Source organism: Roseibaca calidilacus (genome assembly GCF_001517585.1).
GTDB classification, from domain to species: domain Bacteria; phylum Pseudomonadota; class Alphaproteobacteria; order Rhodobacterales; family Rhodobacteraceae; genus Roseinatronobacter; species Roseinatronobacter calidilacus.
On record NZ_FBYC01000004.1, the window covers coordinates 498895 to 513018 of the forward strand.

General features: G+C 62.5%; 16 protein-coding genes. 7 read left to right on the top strand and 9 right to left on the bottom strand.

Annotation, left to right across the window (positions count from 1 at the left end):
* Positions 1 to 23: 23 nt before the first annotated feature.
* The 9 genes from phnE (AWT76_RS05955) to AWT76_RS05995 all read right to left on the bottom strand — a co-directional run bounded on the left by phnE (AWT76_RS05955) (position 24) and on the right by AWT76_RS05995 (position 7603).
* Positions 24 to 836: a phosphonate ABC transporter, permease protein PhnE gene (gene phnE / locus AWT76_RS05955; RefSeq protein WP_072245533.1), complete on the bottom strand. Its 813-nt coding sequence runs from the start codon at positions 834 to 836 to the stop codon at positions 24 to 26.
* Complete coding sequence (phnE, locus tag AWT76_RS05960; RefSeq protein WP_072245534.1) at positions 833 to 1639, bottom strand: phosphonate ABC transporter, permease protein PhnE; 807 nt, start codon at positions 1637 to 1639, stop codon at positions 833 to 835. The genes phnE (AWT76_RS05955) and phnE (AWT76_RS05960) overlap by 4 nt, the downstream gene beginning before the upstream one ends.
* Entirely contained in the window at positions 1636 to 2463 is an 828-nt protein-coding gene (gene phnC / locus AWT76_RS05965; protein WP_072245535.1) for a phosphonate ABC transporter ATP-binding protein, read from the bottom strand. The genes phnE (AWT76_RS05960) and phnC overlap by 4 nt, the downstream gene beginning before the upstream one ends.
* 74 nt (positions 2464 to 2537) lie before the next feature.
* Complete coding sequence (gene phnD / locus AWT76_RS05970; protein WP_072245536.1) at positions 2538 to 3482, bottom strand: phosphate/phosphite/phosphonate ABC transporter substrate-binding protein; 945 nt, start codon at positions 3480 to 3482, stop codon at positions 2538 to 2540.
* A gap of 188 nt (positions 3483 to 3670) precedes the next feature.
* Positions 3671 to 4366: a L,D-transpeptidase gene (locus tag AWT76_RS05975; protein ID WP_072245537.1), complete on the bottom strand. Its 696-nt coding sequence runs from the start codon at positions 4364 to 4366 to the stop codon at positions 3671 to 3673.
* Positions 4367 to 4419: 53 nt separating this feature from the next.
* The gene (locus AWT76_RS05980; protein WP_072245538.1) at positions 4420 to 4734 is read right to left on the bottom strand and encodes a hypothetical protein; all 315 of its coding nucleotides are present in this window, start codon (positions 4732 to 4734) and stop codon (positions 4420 to 4422) included.
* 71 nt (positions 4735 to 4805) lie between these two features.
* Complete coding sequence (locus AWT76_RS05985; RefSeq protein ID WP_072245539.1) at positions 4806 to 5474, bottom strand: orotate phosphoribosyltransferase; 669 nt, start codon at positions 5472 to 5474, stop codon at positions 4806 to 4808.
* 13 nt (positions 5475 to 5487) lie between these two features.
* Positions 5488 to 6519 (bottom strand): dihydroorotase, encoded by a 1032-nt coding sequence (gene pyrC / locus AWT76_RS05990; RefSeq protein ID WP_072245540.1) that lies wholly within the window; start codon positions 6517 to 6519, stop codon positions 5488 to 5490.
* 10 nt (positions 6520 to 6529) lie between these two features.
* Positions 6530 to 7603 carry a threonine aldolase family protein gene (locus AWT76_RS05995; RefSeq protein ID WP_072245541.1) on the bottom strand — a complete coding sequence of 358 codons (1074 nt, stop codon included), beginning with the start codon at positions 7601 to 7603 and terminating at the stop codon, positions 6530 to 6532.
* Between the two features lie 130 nt (positions 7604 to 7733).
* On the opposite strand from AWT76_RS05995, the gene AWT76_RS06000 reads away from it, so the two are divergent.
* The 7 genes from AWT76_RS06000 (at position 7734) to AWT76_RS06030 (ending at position 14117) form a co-directional block, all read left to right on the top strand.
* Entirely contained in the window at positions 7734 to 8291 is a 558-nt protein-coding gene (locus tag AWT76_RS06000; protein ID WP_072245542.1) for a NifU family protein, read from the top strand.
* The gene (tsaB, locus tag AWT76_RS06005) at positions 8281 to 8925 is read left to right on the top strand and encodes a tRNA (adenosine(37)-N6)-threonylcarbamoyltransferase complex dimerization subunit type 1 TsaB (protein WP_072245543.1); all 645 of its coding nucleotides are present in this window, start codon (positions 8281 to 8283) and stop codon (positions 8923 to 8925) included. Before AWT76_RS06000 ends, tsaB begins: the two co-directional genes overlap by 11 nt.
* On the top strand, positions 8922 to 9332 hold the full coding sequence (gene rimI / locus AWT76_RS06010; RefSeq protein ID WP_072245544.1) for a ribosomal protein S18-alanine N-acetyltransferase: 411 nt from the start codon (positions 8922 to 8924) through the stop codon (positions 9330 to 9332). Before tsaB ends, rimI begins: the two co-directional genes overlap by 4 nt.
* A gap of 158 nt (positions 9333 to 9490) precedes the next feature.
* Positions 9491 to 10483 (top strand): BMP family lipoprotein, encoded by a 993-nt coding sequence (locus AWT76_RS06015; protein WP_072245545.1) that lies wholly within the window; start codon positions 9491 to 9493, stop codon positions 10481 to 10483.
* Positions 10484 to 10492: 9 nt separating this feature from the next.
* Entirely contained in the window at positions 10493 to 12064 is a 1572-nt protein-coding gene (locus AWT76_RS06020; protein ID WP_072245546.1) for an ABC transporter ATP-binding protein, read from the top strand.
* A gap of 2 nt (positions 12065 to 12066) precedes the next feature.
* Positions 12067 to 13155: an ABC transporter permease gene (locus AWT76_RS06025; RefSeq protein WP_072247520.1), complete on the top strand. Its 1089-nt coding sequence runs from the start codon at positions 12067 to 12069 to the stop codon at positions 13153 to 13155.
* Positions 13155 to 14117 carry an ABC transporter permease gene (locus AWT76_RS06030; RefSeq protein ID WP_072245547.1) on the top strand — a complete coding sequence of 321 codons (963 nt, stop codon included), beginning with the start codon at positions 13155 to 13157 and terminating at the stop codon, positions 14115 to 14117. Before AWT76_RS06025 ends, AWT76_RS06030 begins: the two co-directional genes overlap by 1 nt.
* Positions 14118 to 14124: the final 7 nt, after the last annotated feature.

Genomic DNA, 14124 nt, shown 5'->3' on the forward strand with positions numbered 1-14124 from the left:
GCCATGCAAAGATCGGGGGGCGATTAGATAATCGCGTGGCGCACCTTGGCCGACACCCATTCGCTGACCACCACGGTGCCCAGAATGACCAGCAGGATCAGCGACACCTGGTTCCAGGCCAGAACGCTCATGCTGGCTTGCAGTTGCAACCCGATGCCACCAGCCCCCACCAGCCCCAGAATGGCGCTTTCGCGGATGTTGATATCCCAGCGGAACACGCTGATACCATAGAAACTGGGCAGCACCTGCGGCACGATGGCATAATTCAGGATCTGTGCTTGGCTGGCCCCTGTGGCGGTGACGGCCTCTATCTGCTTCACATCGGTTTCCTCGATCGCTTCATACAGCAGCTTGCCGATAAAGCCGACCGAGCGCAGCCCGATCGCGATGATCCCGGCCAGAATGCCCGGCCCAAGGATGGACACAAGCAACAGCGCCCAGATGAGCGAGTTGATGGACCGTGTCGCCACGATGATGAACAGCGCGATGGGGCGCAGCACCAGACGCGATGGCGTGGTGTTGCTGGCCGCCAGAAAGGCCAGCGGCACCGCCAGCACAATGCCCAGAAGCGTGCCCAGCGTGGCAATGTTCATCGTGTCCCACAAGGGCCAGAGCAGGCTTTCGATATAGCTCCATTTCGGGGGGAAGGACCGGCCCAGCAGGTCATTTGCCGCGGTCGGGGCATCATAGACAAAGACCCACATGGTGCGCTCTGTCATCATCTCCCAGCACCAGACGAACAGGGCCACGCAGGCCAGCCAACCGCCCCACAGCGCAAGGCGGGCCTTGGGGGTGCGATGCCGCCAGATCGGGGTTTGCGCGTCGGTCACGCTCATTTCAGGAACCTCCGCAGGTAGCCGGACGAATATTCGGCCGCCATGACAATCGCGATGATGATCAGCAGGATCGCGCCCGCCGTGTCATATTCATAGCGCCCCAGCGCCGTGTTCAGCGTGCCGCCAATGCCGCCCGCGCCGACAATGCCGATGACAGCGGATTCGCGGAAATTGATGTCCAGACGATACAGCGACAGCCCGATCAGGCGCGGCATGACCTGCGGCTGAATGCCGTAATTGACCAATTGCACCCAGCTTGCGCCGGTGGCCCGTATGGCTTCGGCCTGTCTTTCGTCAATGTCTTCAATATCTTCGGCCAGCAGCTTGCCGATAAAACCGATCGTGGCGAAAGACAGCGTCAAAAAGCCTGCAAACGCCCCAAAGCCAAACAGCGCCACGAAGAAGATGGCAATAATCACCTCTTGCAACGAGCGGCTGACCGCGATGATGGCACGGCAAACCAGATAGACCGGGCGCGGTGCGATATTGCGCGCGGCCCCCAGCCCGATGGGAATAGAGATCAGCACACCCACCACGGTCGAGGTGAAGGTCATGGTCAGGCTTTCGGCAATCCCGATCCAGATATCGCGCGAGCGCGAGGTGAAATCGGGTTGCAGGAAGCCCGCGATAAAGCGTTGCGCGCGCGACAGGCCTTCGACCACGCGGGTATAGTTCACTTCAATCGTGCCAAGTGCCAGCACAAGGTAGATGATGGCACCAACCGTCAATGCAATGCGCCAGAAGCGCGATTTGACCATCATCGGTGGGCGGCGCCACTGTGTCGGGTAGGCAGCGTCGCTCATAGTGCGCCCATCATCTTTTGCGCTTCGGCGCGCTCTTCGGCCTCTGCGGCGGCATCTTCGGCGGCCCCCTTGCGCATGGCGGTCCAGTCCTCGGCACCATAGATCAGCGTCAGCGCGTCTTCGGTCAACTCGGATGGCGGGCCGTCGAACACCACGCGGCCGGCTTGAAGGCCGATAATGCGGTCGCTGAATTGCTGCGCCAACACCACGTCATGGATGTTGATGATCGCGGGCAGCCCACGCTCGCGGCAGATCTCGACAATCAGACGCATGATCTGGCGGCTGGTTTTCGGGTCAAGGCTGGCGGTTGGCTCGTCTATCAGCAGCAATTCGGGGTCTTGCGCCAATGCGCGCGCAATGCCCACGCGCTGGCGTTGCCCGCCCGACAGCGCATCGGCGCGCTTGTCGGCGTGCTGCATCAGCCCCACGCGGTCCAGCAGGCGGTAGGCATTGGCAATATCGGCGGCGGGGTATGCGCGCAGGAAGGACCGCCAGAAGCCAACATAGCCCAAGCGCCCGGACAGCACATTTTCCATTACGGTCAAGCGTTCGACCAACGCGTATTCCTGAAAGATCATGCCAATCCGGCGGCGCGCGCGGCGCAATTCGCCGGTGCGCAGGCCCGTGATATTCAGGTCGTTCAGCAGCACCTTGCCGGTTGTGGGCTGAACAAGGCGGTTGATGCAGCGGATAAGCGTGGATTTACCCGCGCCGGACGGGCCGATCAGGCCCAGAACCTGCCCTTTCGGGATTTCAAAAGACACATCGCTCAGCGCCTTGTCACCCGTTTTGTAGGTCTTGCCCAGACCGTCGATTTTCAGCATCTTGCGCCCTTTTCAAACAGTAAAGAACAGGCAGGGCGAACCCTGCCTGTCTTGGGTCATAGTGCCAGCAAACCTTAGTTGCAGGTGTAGCTGACGCCGTTTGCTTCGTCGATCTGACGGATCACGGCCCAGTTTTCCTGGAAGGTGATCGGGATGAACTGTGCTTCGCCAGAGTTCTTGAACTCTTCTTCCAACGAAGTGCCTTCCCAAACGAAGGTTTCAAAGGCTTCTTTCACCTTTTCCTGCAGGTCGGGGTGCAGGTTGTAAACGGTGCCGTAACCCGTGGTCGGGAAGGTCTGCGAGGTGTAGACGATCTCGTAGCCATCCTCGGAGATCACGTCACGGGCAATCATGCGCTTGCGGACAGAGTTGGCGATCGAAGCGGCATCATAGTCTTTGTTGACCACGCCAAGGATGGACTGGTCATGCGCGCCAGAGAAGGCGGGGGTGAAATCGCGCTCGGGGATCATGTCGAATTCCGACGCCAGAATGGCCGACGGGGCCTTGAAGCCAGAGTTCGAGGTTTCCGAGGTGAACGCCAACTGACGGCCCTTGATGTCCTCGACGCTGGAAATGCCGGAACCGGGATAGGTGATGATTTCCATCTCGTAGCCGAAAGAGCCGTCTGCGCGCGCCATCATGGTGAAGGGGCGGAAGCCTGCACATGCCACGGCCAGCGGGTTGGACCCGGTGTTGAAGCCGGCAACATGCAGACGGCCTGCGCGCATTGCTTCGATCTGGGCGGCGTTCGACTGAACCGGGAAGAACTGCACCGGCTTGCCGGTCACTTCGGACATGTGATCCAGGAAGGGCTGCCACACTTCGGCATACACGGCCGGGTCTTCAACCGGGGTGTATGCGAAGATCAGCGTCGACGGGTCCAGCCACTGCGATTCGTCGGTGGGGATATCGGCAATCAGGTCACCATCGGCGTCGGTGTAGCGCGAGTCGATCTCGAAAGCGGTGGCAGGCAGGGCCAGCAAGGCAGCAGCCGCGACCGTGGTCAGGAATTTGGACATCGTAGTCTCCCCTAGGTTTTCAGTATGGCGCAGCTTGTAGGGATGTGTTTTGACAGTGGCATCACGGAGACATGACATTATCGTGACAGTCTGCGCGGGCGGCTGACACGGCTTGTCACGGTTTACCACGGGTCTTTGGGGCGCGCCCCCACGACCGGGGCGCGCCTGCCGCCTGCTATGACGCGCGATCAGTAAAGCGGGGTCAGCCCTTTGGGGGCAAGAGCGGGCAGCACAATGACATCCGCGCCATGATGCGCAATCTCATGCAGATGAATCACATCCTGATCCAGCAATCGAATGCAGCCCGAAGACACCGCGCGCCCGATGTCGCGCGCCTGTGCCCCGCCATGGATGCGATAGAGCGTGTCCTTGCCATTCTGGAACAGGTATAGCGCCCGCGCGCCCATCGGATTGTCGGGGCCGGGGGCCATGCCGCCATTGGCGACCGAATAGGGCGCAAGCTCGGGCTGGCGCGCGATCATCGCATCGGGCACTTTCCAGCGCGGCCATGTGCGGCAAAATTGCAGGCGGGCCGTGCCCGACCATGCGAAACCTTCGGCCCCCACGCTGACGCCGTAGCGAAGCGCTGTGTCGCGTGTTTGCACAAAATGCAGGTTCCCTGCGTCGGGGTCCACAATGATTGTGCCTTCCGGCCTTTCTGGCCAAGGGTTTGCCACCTGCTGCCGCCAGTGGCGCGGCGGCAGCGTTCCGGGTTCAATGGCAGGCACCGGGTAGGGTTCGTCCGCAATCGCGTCGTAGAACGACGGCAAAGGTGGCGGCTTGGACGGCGCCGCAGCCCGTGTGGCCGGTGTAGATTGGGGTTTGGCGCAGGCCGATAGGCCAAGCGCCACCACCGAAGTGGTGAAAGCTCTGCGGGTCAACATGGGGATTCCTTCGGAATGTCACAGGGTTTGGCGCGTCGCGCGCCGATGCCATGTCACGCCGTCCGAGGTGGTCCTTTGGGTGGGGCAGGACGATCCTGCACCGGCCAGATGCGCGCCTGCGGCAAAAGCCATGCCGCGCTGCGCGGTATGTCGACTTCTGGCTGTGCGGCCAGATCTAGGAATTTGGCGCAGCTTGCCCCCGGCAGAAACGCGCTGCGACAGGTGCGTGGGGTCTGCACCTTGCTCTGCGCCGCAGTCTGGTGGAGTGCCGGCGCGCTATCGGCCATGGCGGGAAGCCACGCATTCAGCGCGCCCAAGGGCAGTATCAGGAACATCATCAGGGCCATAAGGGCAGACCGAAGTTGCATGGTTTATCCCTGCGCCACGACGCGCGCCTGCGCAAGCGGCGCGGCAGCCGGTCCGATCACGTTTGCGCGTGTCAGGCTTGGCCCCAGTCGCGCGGGTTGCGCAAGAACGCCTCGACCGCATCCAGCGTCGCGGTGTCGAAATCGTTTCCGCGCCGGGCTTCGGCCAGCACGTCCCACCATGTGCACAGGTAATGCAGGCTGACCCCGTGCTCTGCCAAGCGCGGCTCGGTTTCCGGGAAAATACCGTAATAGAAGATCACCGCCGTATGCGCGCAGGTCGCGCCGGTGTCGCGGATCGCATCGACAAAACTCAGCTTGGACCCGCCATCGGTGGTCAGGTCTTCTACCAAAAGCACGCGCTGGCCCTCATGCATCGCACCTTCAATCCGCGCGTTGCGCCCGTAGCCCTTTGGCTTTTTGCGCACATAGGTCATGGGCAGCGCCATGCGTTCGGCCACAAGCGCGGCAAAGGGAATGCCCGCGGTTTCACCGCCCGCGATATTGTCGAACGCTTCCATCCCGGCATCTTCCAGCACGCGGCAGGTCAGGAAATCCATCAGCGTGCTGCGGATGCGCGGGAAGGATATCAGCTTGCGGCAGTCGATATAGGTCGGCGCTTTCAGCCCGCTGGCCAAGGTAAACGGCTCGGCCGCGTTGAAATGCACGGCCTTGATGTCCAGGAGCATCCGCGCGGTCAGGCGTGCGGCGGTGGCGCGGTCAGGATAGGTGGTCGGGATCATGTCAGGGCCTTTGTTACAGAACGCGCCAATAGAGCGGGAAACCGGGGTCGAACACGGTCACGGGGCCCGCGCCGGTTTCGATCTTGGCGGGATAGGCGACGGGGGTGTCGGTCTTTTCTAGCGTGATGGTGCCGGAATTTACCGGCAGACGGTAATAGGCAGGCCCGTTGCGGCTGACAAAGCCTTCAAGCTTGTCCAGTGCATCCGCGCTTTCAAACACATGGGCCAAGATCGACATGGTATTGGTCGCCGTAAAACACCCCGCGCAACCGCAGGCGTTTTCCTTGGCGCAATCTGTATGCGGTGCGCTGTCTGTGCCAAGGAAAAACCGCGCATCGCCAGAGGTTGCGGCCTGCACCAGCGCCAAACGGTGGCTTTCGCGCTTGGCCACGGGCAGGCAGTAGTAATGCGGCTTGATCCCCCCAACCAAGATGTGATTGCGGTTGATGACCAGATGATGCGTCGTGATCGTCGCGCCCAAGTTGTCGGGCTGACTTTGCACATAGGCGACCGCGTCGGCGGTGGTGATATGCTCCATCACCACCCGCAGGCCCGGCGTGGCGCGACGAATGGGGTCCAGCACGCGGTCGATGAACACGGCTTCCCGGTCGAAAATGTCGATGTCGTGATCCGTCACCTCGCCATGGCAGCACAGCGGCACGCCAGCCTCTGCCATCGCGTCCAAAACCGGGCGCACGCGGTCGAAATTGCGCACGCCGCTGGCCGAATTGGTCGTGGCCCCTGCCGGGTAAAGTTTGACCGAGGTGATGATTCCATCCCGATGGGCCGCGACCACATCTGCCGGGTCGGTGTCTTCGGTCAGGTACAGCGTCATCAGCGGTGTGAAACCGTCGCCCGTCGCGCGTAGGATACGGTCACGATAGGCGGCGGCCTGCGCGCCCGTGACAACCGGCGGCACAAGGTTGGGCATGATGATTGCACGGGCGAAATGGCGCGCGCTCTCGGGCGCGATACCTTCCAGCATGGCACCGTCGCGCAGGTGCAGATGCCAATCATCGGGGCGGGGGAGGGTGATCTGTGTCATGCTGCTGTCTCTAGCCAAGCGCCGGGTCGGATGCCAGCGCGTTTTCTCTGGCCAGAGTGGTCAGAAAGCGGTCCACATCTTCTGTGGTGGTCGACCAGCTTGTGACCAGCCGCGCGCCAATCGGGCCGGGGTCGTCCCATGTGGCATGGTCGGGCCAGAGGTAGTATTCCGCGCCAGCCGCTTGCAGCCGGTCATGGCCAGCGCGCGGCCATGTGGCAAACAGCATGTTGCCGCCACGCGGATAGGCGATCTGCGCGTGCCCGGCCAACCCGGCCTCTAGCCGTCCGGCCATGGCATTGGCATGGCGCGCAAGGTCCAGCCACAGGTCATTTTCCAGCCAAGCTAGGATCTGCGCGGACAGATACCGGTGTTTCGACGGCAGATGCCCGCCGCGCTTGCGCCGCAACTGGAATTCCCACGCTTTCGCGGGGTCAAAAAACACCACCGCTTCCACCCCCATCAGCCCGTTCTTGGTGCCGCCAAGGCACAGCACATCAACCCCCGCGCGCCATGTCATGTCGGCAGCTGTGCAGCCCTCGGCCACCAGCGCATTGGCAAAGCGCGCGCCGTCCAGATGCAGCGGCAGGCCATGGGCATGGGCCACTTGCGCCAGCGCCGTGATTTCGGACACCGAATAGCGCGTGCCGCATTCGGTCAGGTTGGTCAGGCTGACCATACCCGGCTGCACATGATGCACCACGCCTTTGCAGGCCTGTGCCAAGACCTGTGCCAAGGCCTCTGGGTCGATCTTGCCGGTATCGCCCGCCACATGGGTCAGCTTTGCCCCGCCGGTATAGAATTCCGGCGCGCCGCATTCGTCCACTTCTATATGCGCCAACCGGTGGCAATAGATCGCGCCCCATGGCGGGCAAAAGCTGGCGCAGGCCAGCGCATTGGCGGCGGACCCGGTGGCGACAAGGAACACCTCTGCTTGCGGCGCTTCGAACAGGGCGCGGATGCGGTCGCGCAGCGCGTCCATGTAGCGGTCGGCCCCGTAACCCATGGCAAAGCCTTGGTTGGCGTCGCGCAGGGCGTCCAGAATGGCGTCGGGCACGCCAGATGTGTTGTCGGAAGCGAAATGCATGGGAACCCTTTCCTAGCGTTGCCCCAAGCTGCGCGGGGGGATGGGCGCTGTCAAGGTCGCGAGGGGGGCAGCGACCTTGACAGGCTTGGGGGGAGGGCGCATATGCCGTATACCACAAGGAGTTTCGCCCATGTTCATCCAGACCGAAAGCACCCCGAACCCGGCCACGCTGAAATTCATCCCCGGTCAGGACGTGATGGAAGTGGGCACGGCAGATTTCCCATCCGCAGACACGGCAGGCGCGTCGCCGCTGGCCAAGCGCCTCTTCGCGGTGCAAGGTGTGACGGGCGTGTTTCTTGGTCTTGATTTCATCACCGTCACCAAGGCCGAGGATCTGGATTGGCAGCATCTGAAGCCCGAAATCCTTGGCGCGATCATGGAGCATTTCCAGTCCGGCGCGCCCGCGATCGAAGGGGCCGCGCAATCGGGTCACATGGCGCATGACGGGCCGGATAGTGAGATCGTGGGCCAGATCAAGGAATTGCTGGATACTCGCGTGCGCCCAGCCGTGGCGCAAGACGGCGGCGACATTACCTTTCACGGGTTTGAACGTGGCGTGGTCTATCTGCACATGAAAGGCGCATGCGCGGGTTGCCCATCTTCGACCCTGACGCTGAAAATGGGCATTGAAAACCTGCTGCGCCATTACATTCCAGAGGTGACAGAGGTGCGCCCTGTTGCCGTCTGACGCTTTGGTTCTTGGTTTCGACACATCGGCCGCGCATTGCGCGGCCGCTTTGGTGTCGGGCGCCCGGGTTCTGGCGCAAGCGCAGGAAGAGATGGCGCGCGGCCAAGCCGAACGGCTTATGCCGCTGCTGCAAGAGCTTTTGGCGCAAGGCGGCGCTGCGTGGTCCGATCTGGCCGCGATTGGCGTGGGCATTGGTCCGGGCAATTTCACCGGCATCCGGATATCGGTTGCGGCCGCGCGCGGCGTGGCCTTGGGCTTGGGCGTGCCAGCGATTGGCGTAAGCGTGTTCGAGGCCCGCGCCCATGGCCTGCCGCGCCCAATTCATGTGGTCGAGGATGCGCGCCGCGGCATGGTTTACGCGCAGGCATTCGGAGACAAGCCCGCAGAGCCGCTGCTTCTGGACCTATCTGACATTGGCTTTGCCGCAGACACCCCCGTGGTTGGCACGGGTGCGGCATTGGCGGCGGATCAGGCGGGCGTGCCCGTGCTGTCCTCTGGGGTGCCGTTGGCGGTTGCCATTGCCCAGATTGCCGCCAGCCGCCTTGGCACATCGCAGCCCCGGCCCGCACCGCTCTATCTGCGTGCGCCCGATGCCGCGCCCTCGAACGATCCCGGCCCGGTGATGCTGTCGTGACACCCGACGCGTTGGCCGCGATTCACAAGGCGGCCTTTCCGCATGACCCATGGTCGCGCGCCGATCTCGCCGGATACATGTCGGACCCCGCCGCGCTGCTGGTTGCGCGGCCCGAAGGGTTCATCCTGCTGCGCATCGTGCTGGACGAGGCCGAGGTGCTGACCTTTGCCGTCGCGCCACAGGCCCAAGGGCGGGGCATGGGGGCCGCACTTCTGGCGCAGGCGCTTGCGCAAGCCAAATCGCGCGGGGTTGGGCGCATATTCTTGGAAGTTGCGGCTGACAATGCGCCCGCCCGCGCGCTTTATGCCCGCGCGGGGTTTCGCGAGACGGGTCTGCGCAAAGGTTACTACGCGCGCCCCGGCGCCCCGCCGGTCGATGCGCTGACACTTGAATACGGACCGGCCTGACCTTTGGTCACTTCGCGGCCAACCCATGCGCCTGCCGGATTTTCCTGTTGACCCTTCCCATGCTTAGGGCGTTAATCGACCGCAATCGCGGCAGCTCCGCGAGTGTTCCCCATGACCCAAGCGCGCAGCAGCCGCGCATCCCAACAGGAGTGCTTTGCATGACATCCCTCAAGACCCTGACCCTTTCCGTGTCCGTGCTTGCGCTGGGCACCGGCATGGCAATGGCCGAAGGCCCCGCGCTGATTTTCGACCTTGGCGGCAAGTTCGACAAATCCTTCAACGAGGCGGCCTATAACGGGGCAGAGCGCTGGAAGGCGGAAACCGGCGGCGATTACCGCGACATTGAAATGCAATCTGCCGCGCAGCGCGTGCAATTCGCCCGCCGCATGGCCGAATCCGGCGCGAACCCGATCGTGGTGATGGGCTTCCAGAACGCGCCGACGCTGGAAGAGGTCGCACCCGACTATCCCGACACTTCTTTCGTGCTGATCGATGCTGTGGCGGATCTGCCCAATGTGCGTTCGGTCATCTTTGCTGAACATGAAGGCAGCTATCTTGTCGGCATGCTGGCCGCGATGGCGTCTGAATCGAACACGATCAGCTTTGTCGGCGGCATGGAAATTCCGCTGATTACCGCCTTTGCCTGTGGTTATGCCCAAGGGGCGAAGGCCGTGAACCCGGATATAGAGGTGATCGTCAATTACACCGGCAACACCCCAGAGGCTTGGAACGATCCGGTGCGCGGCGGTGAAATTGCACGCGGTCAGGTCAGCCAAGGGTCCGATGTGGTGTTTGCCGCCGCAGGGGGCACCGGGCTTGGCGTGCTGCAAGCGGCCGAAGATGCGGGTGTCTATTCCATCGGCGTTGATAGCAACCAGAACTACCTGCATCCGGGCTCGGTCCTGACCTCTATGCTCAAACTAGTGGATCAGGCGGTCTATGACGCGTTTTCCGAAGGTGCCGGGCTGGAAACCGGCATTGTGACCATGGACCTTGCCGCCGGGGGCGTCGGCTATGCGCTGGACGAGCATAATGCCGATCTGATCTCTGCCGAGATGCAAGAAGCGGTCGAAGCTGCCCGCGAGGCCATCATCGCGGGCGAAACCGTGGTGCATGACTACCGCGCCGACAGCACCTGCCCGGCGTTCTGAGCCACGGGCATGAGCACAATCACAGACCAATCGGCGCGGCAGGATTCTGCCGCGCCCGTGCCCCCCGCAATCGAATTGCGGGGGATTTCCAAGGCGTTCGGGCCGGTGCAGGCCAACAAGGACATTTCCATCACCGTGCAGCGTGGCACGATCCACGGCATTGTGGGCGAGAACGGCGCAGGCAAATCGACGCTGATGTCCATCCTCTACGGCTTTTACAAGGCCGATGCGGGCGAGGTGTATATCAACGGGCGCAAGACAGAGATTCCCGACAGCCTTGCCGCGATCCGCGCGGGCATCGGCATGGTGTTCCAGCATTTCAAGCTGGTCGAGAATTTCACGGTTCTGGAGAACGTGATCCTTGGCGCCGAGGACAGCGCGCTTTTGCGCACATCGCGGCGGCGCGCGCGCGGCGTGCTGAAACAGCTTGCCTCTGATTTCGAGCTAGAGGTGAACCCCGAGACATTGATCGAAGATCTGTCGGTGGGCCACCAGCAGCGGGTCGAGATTCTGAAGGCGCTGTATCGCGAAGCCGATATTCTGATTCTGGACGAGCCGACGGGCGTTCTGACGCCATCCGAGGCTGATCATTTGTTCCGCATCCTGCGCGGGCTGAAAGAGCAGGGCAAAACCATCATCCTGATTACCCACAAGCTGCGCGAGATCATGGATGTGACCGACGATGTCAGCGTCATGCGGCGCGGCGAAATGGTCGCCACCCGCAAGACCGCCGACACCAGCCCGACCGAATTGGCGGAATTGATGGTGGGCCGCAAGGTGTTGCTGCGCGTGGAAAAAACCAAGGCGCAGCCCGGCGACGAAGTGTTGCGCGTGGATGGGTTGCGGCTGGTCGACAGCCAAGGCGTGGAACGGTTGCGCAAGATCGGGTTTTCCCTCCGCGCGGGCGAAATTCTTGGCATTGCCGGCGTGGCCGGGAATGGCCAGTCGGAACTGTTGGAAGTGCTGGCCGGTCTGCGCCCGGCCGAAGGGCAGGCATGGTTGCGCGGCCAACCGCTGCCGCTGTCCGGGCCAGAGTGCAACGGGCAGGCGCGGCGCGCGCGGCGCATTGCCCATGTCCCAGAGGATCGCCACCGGCGCGGGCTGGTGCTGCCGTTTCACGCGTGGGAAAACACCGCACTTGGTTACCATAACGATCCGCGCTACAATCCCAGCCCGTGGCGGATGGATGGCGCAACGATCATTGCCGACACCGCCGCCAAGATGGAACGGTTTGATGTGCGCCCGCCCAATCCGCACCTGCCCGCCGAAGGGTTTTCAGGCGGCAACCAGCAAAAGATCGTGCTGGCGCGCGAAATCGAATACGGCCCGGATTTGCTGCTGGTCGGCCAGCCCACGCGCGGGGTCGATATTGGTGCGATCGAATTCATCCATCAACGCTTGATAGAACTGCGCGACGCCGGCTCGGCGGTGCTGCTGGTCTCGGTCGAGTTGGATGAAATCCTGTCGCTGTCGGACCGCATATTGGTCATGTTCGACGGGCGGGTCATGGGGGAACGCATGGCCGATGCCACCGATGCGCGCGAGTTGGGCCTGTTGATGGCCGGGATGGAGCAGGCATGAGCATCAAACGCATTCCGCATTGGGCCGATGTCACGCTGGTGCCGTTGGTGTCTGTTCTGCTGGCCTTTGTCATTTCGGCCATACTGATCTGGGCCATTGGGGAAAGCCCGTGGGAGGCTGTGAAACTGATGGTCAATGGCGCTTTCGGGTCCAGCTATGGCTGGGGCTATACGCTGTTTTATGCCACCAATTTCATGTTCACCGGGCTGGCCGTGGCCGTCGCGTTTCAGGCGCGGCTGTTCAATATTGGCGGCGAAGGGCAGGCGGCCCTTGGAGGCTTGGGCGTGGCGCTGGTGTGCCTGTATATCCCTTGGCCGCATTGGACACTGGCACTACTTGGCGCGACCATGGGGGCCGCGCTGTTCGGTGCGCTCTGGGCCTTTATTCCGGGCTATCTGCAAGCAAGGCGCGGCAGCCATATCGTGATTACCACGATCATGTTCAACTTCATCGCCGCGTCCTTCCTGAATTACATGCTGGTCAATTTCCTGCGCCCGCAAGGGTCGCAAGACCCGTCCTCGCCACGCTTTCCAGATGCGGTCAGCTTGCCGAAACTACATGAAATTCTTGGGCTATTCGGTATTCCCTTTTCCAAGGTTCCGCCCGTGAACATCTCGCTTCTGATCGCGGTTGCCTTGTGCTTTGCCGTGTGGTGGATGCTGTGGCGCACGCGGTTGGGCTACCAGATTCGCGCCTTTGGCGAATCGGAACCTGCCGCGCATTATGCTGGTATCAGCCCCGCGCGCATCACCGTCATCGTGATGCTTATTTCCGGCGGCTTGGCCGGGATGATGGCGGTCAACAACGTGATGGGCGAACAGGAACGGCTGGTGCTGAACGCGGTCGAAGGCGCAGGCTTTATCGGCATTGCCGTGGCGCTGATGGGGCGCAACCACCCGTTCGGCGTGTTTCTGGCGGCAATTCTGTTCGGGTTCTTGTATCAGGGCGGCGCGGAACTGGCATTGTGGACAGGTATTCCGCGCGAATTGATCGTGGTCATTCAGGCGCTGGTCATCCTGTTCACCGGCGCGCTGGACAATATGGTGCGCATTCCGATTGCGAAACTCTTTGCAGCACGGAGGGCGGGCTGATGGATCTGGCAACTCTTGCGCAGGTGCTGGATAGCACGCTGCGGCTGGCCACGCCGTTGTTGTTCGCCTGTCTTGCCGGGTTGATCTCGGAACGCGCGGGCATTTTCGATATTGGGCTGGAAGGCAAGATCCTTGCATCCGCGTTTCTGGCCGCTGCGATTGCCTTCGTGTCAGGCAATGTCTGGCTGGGGGTTCTGGCCGGGATTGCCGTGTCGGTCTGCATGTCGCTGATACATGGCGTGGCGTCGATCACCTTCCGGGGCAACCAGCTTATTTCCGGCGTGGCGATCAATTTCCTTGCGGCGGGGCTGACCGTGGTCATCGCGCAGAACTGGTTTCAGCAAGGCGGGCGCACGCCCTCGCTAACGGGCGATGCCCGCATGGCGCAGGTTGATCTGCCCTTCGCCAATGCGCTGGCCGATGTGCCGTTGCTCGGCCCGATCTACGGCATTCTGTCGGGCCATGCGCTGTTGGTCTACTTGGCGTTTCTGTGCGTGCCCGCGACGTGGTTTTTGCTGTTCCGCACCCGGTTCGGCTTGCGCCTGCGCGCGGTGGGCGAAAACCCGGCGGCGGTGGACACGGCGGGCGTGTCGGTCATTGGCCTGCGCTTTGGCGCAGTGGCCATCTGCGGCGTGCTCTGCGGGTTGGCGGGGGCGTATCTGTCCACGGGCCTGTCCGCTGGTTTTGTCAAGGATATGAGCGCGGGGCGCGGCTATATCGCGCTGGCGGCGATGATCTTTGCCAAATGGCGGCCTTGGCACGCGATGGGCGCGGTGTTGCTTTTTGGCCTGTTGGAAGCCGTGGCAAACCGTTTCCAGTCCATCGAGATATTAGGCCTTGCGCTTCCCATTCAGGTGATGCAGGCCTTGCCCTATATTCTCACCGTGGTCATTCTGGCCGGGTTCGTAGGGCGCGCCATTCCGCCACGGGCGGGCGGTAGCCCTTATGTGAAAGAGCACTAGTCGCGCA

Coding starts and splice junctions, on each gene's coding strand:
- phnE (WP_072245533.1), bottom strand. CDS start 836: ATGAGCGTGACCGACGCGCAAACCCCGATCTGGCGGCATCGCACCCCC.
- phnE (WP_072245534.1), bottom strand. CDS start 1,639: ATGAGCGACGCTGCCTACCCGACACAGTGGCGCCGCCCACCGATGATG.
- phnC (WP_072245535.1), bottom strand. CDS start 2,463: ATGCTGAAAATCGACGGTCTGGGCAAGACCTACAAAACGGGTGACAAG.
- phnD (WP_072245536.1), bottom strand. CDS start 3,482: ATGTCCAAATTCCTGACCACGGTCGCGGCTGCTGCCTTGCTGGCCCTG.
- AWT76_RS05975 (WP_072245537.1), bottom strand. CDS start 4,366: ATGTTGACCCGCAGAGCTTTCACCACTTCGGTGGTGGCGCTTGGCCTA.
- AWT76_RS05980 (WP_072245538.1), bottom strand. CDS start 4,734: ATGCAACTTCGGTCTGCCCTTATGGCCCTGATGATGTTCCTGATACTG.
- AWT76_RS05985 (WP_072245539.1), bottom strand. CDS start 5,474: ATGATCCCGACCACCTATCCTGACCGCGCCACCGCCGCACGCCTGACC.
- pyrC (WP_072245540.1), bottom strand. CDS start 6,519: ATGACACAGATCACCCTCCCCCGCCCCGATGATTGGCATCTGCACCTG.
- AWT76_RS05995 (WP_072245541.1), bottom strand. CDS start 7,603: ATGCATTTCGCTTCCGACAACACATCTGGCGTGCCCGACGCCATTCTG.
- AWT76_RS06000 (WP_072245542.1), top strand. CDS start 7,734: ATGTTCATCCAGACCGAAAGCACCCCGAACCCGGCCACGCTGAAATTC.
- AWT76_RS06015 (WP_072245545.1), top strand. CDS start 9,491: ATGACATCCCTCAAGACCCTGACCCTTTCCGTGTCCGTGCTTGCGCTG.
- AWT76_RS06020 (WP_072245546.1), top strand. CDS start 10,493: ATGAGCACAATCACAGACCAATCGGCGCGGCAGGATTCTGCCGCGCCC.
- AWT76_RS06030 (WP_072245547.1), top strand. CDS start 13,155: ATGGATCTGGCAACTCTTGCGCAGGTGCTGGATAGCACGCTGCGGCTG.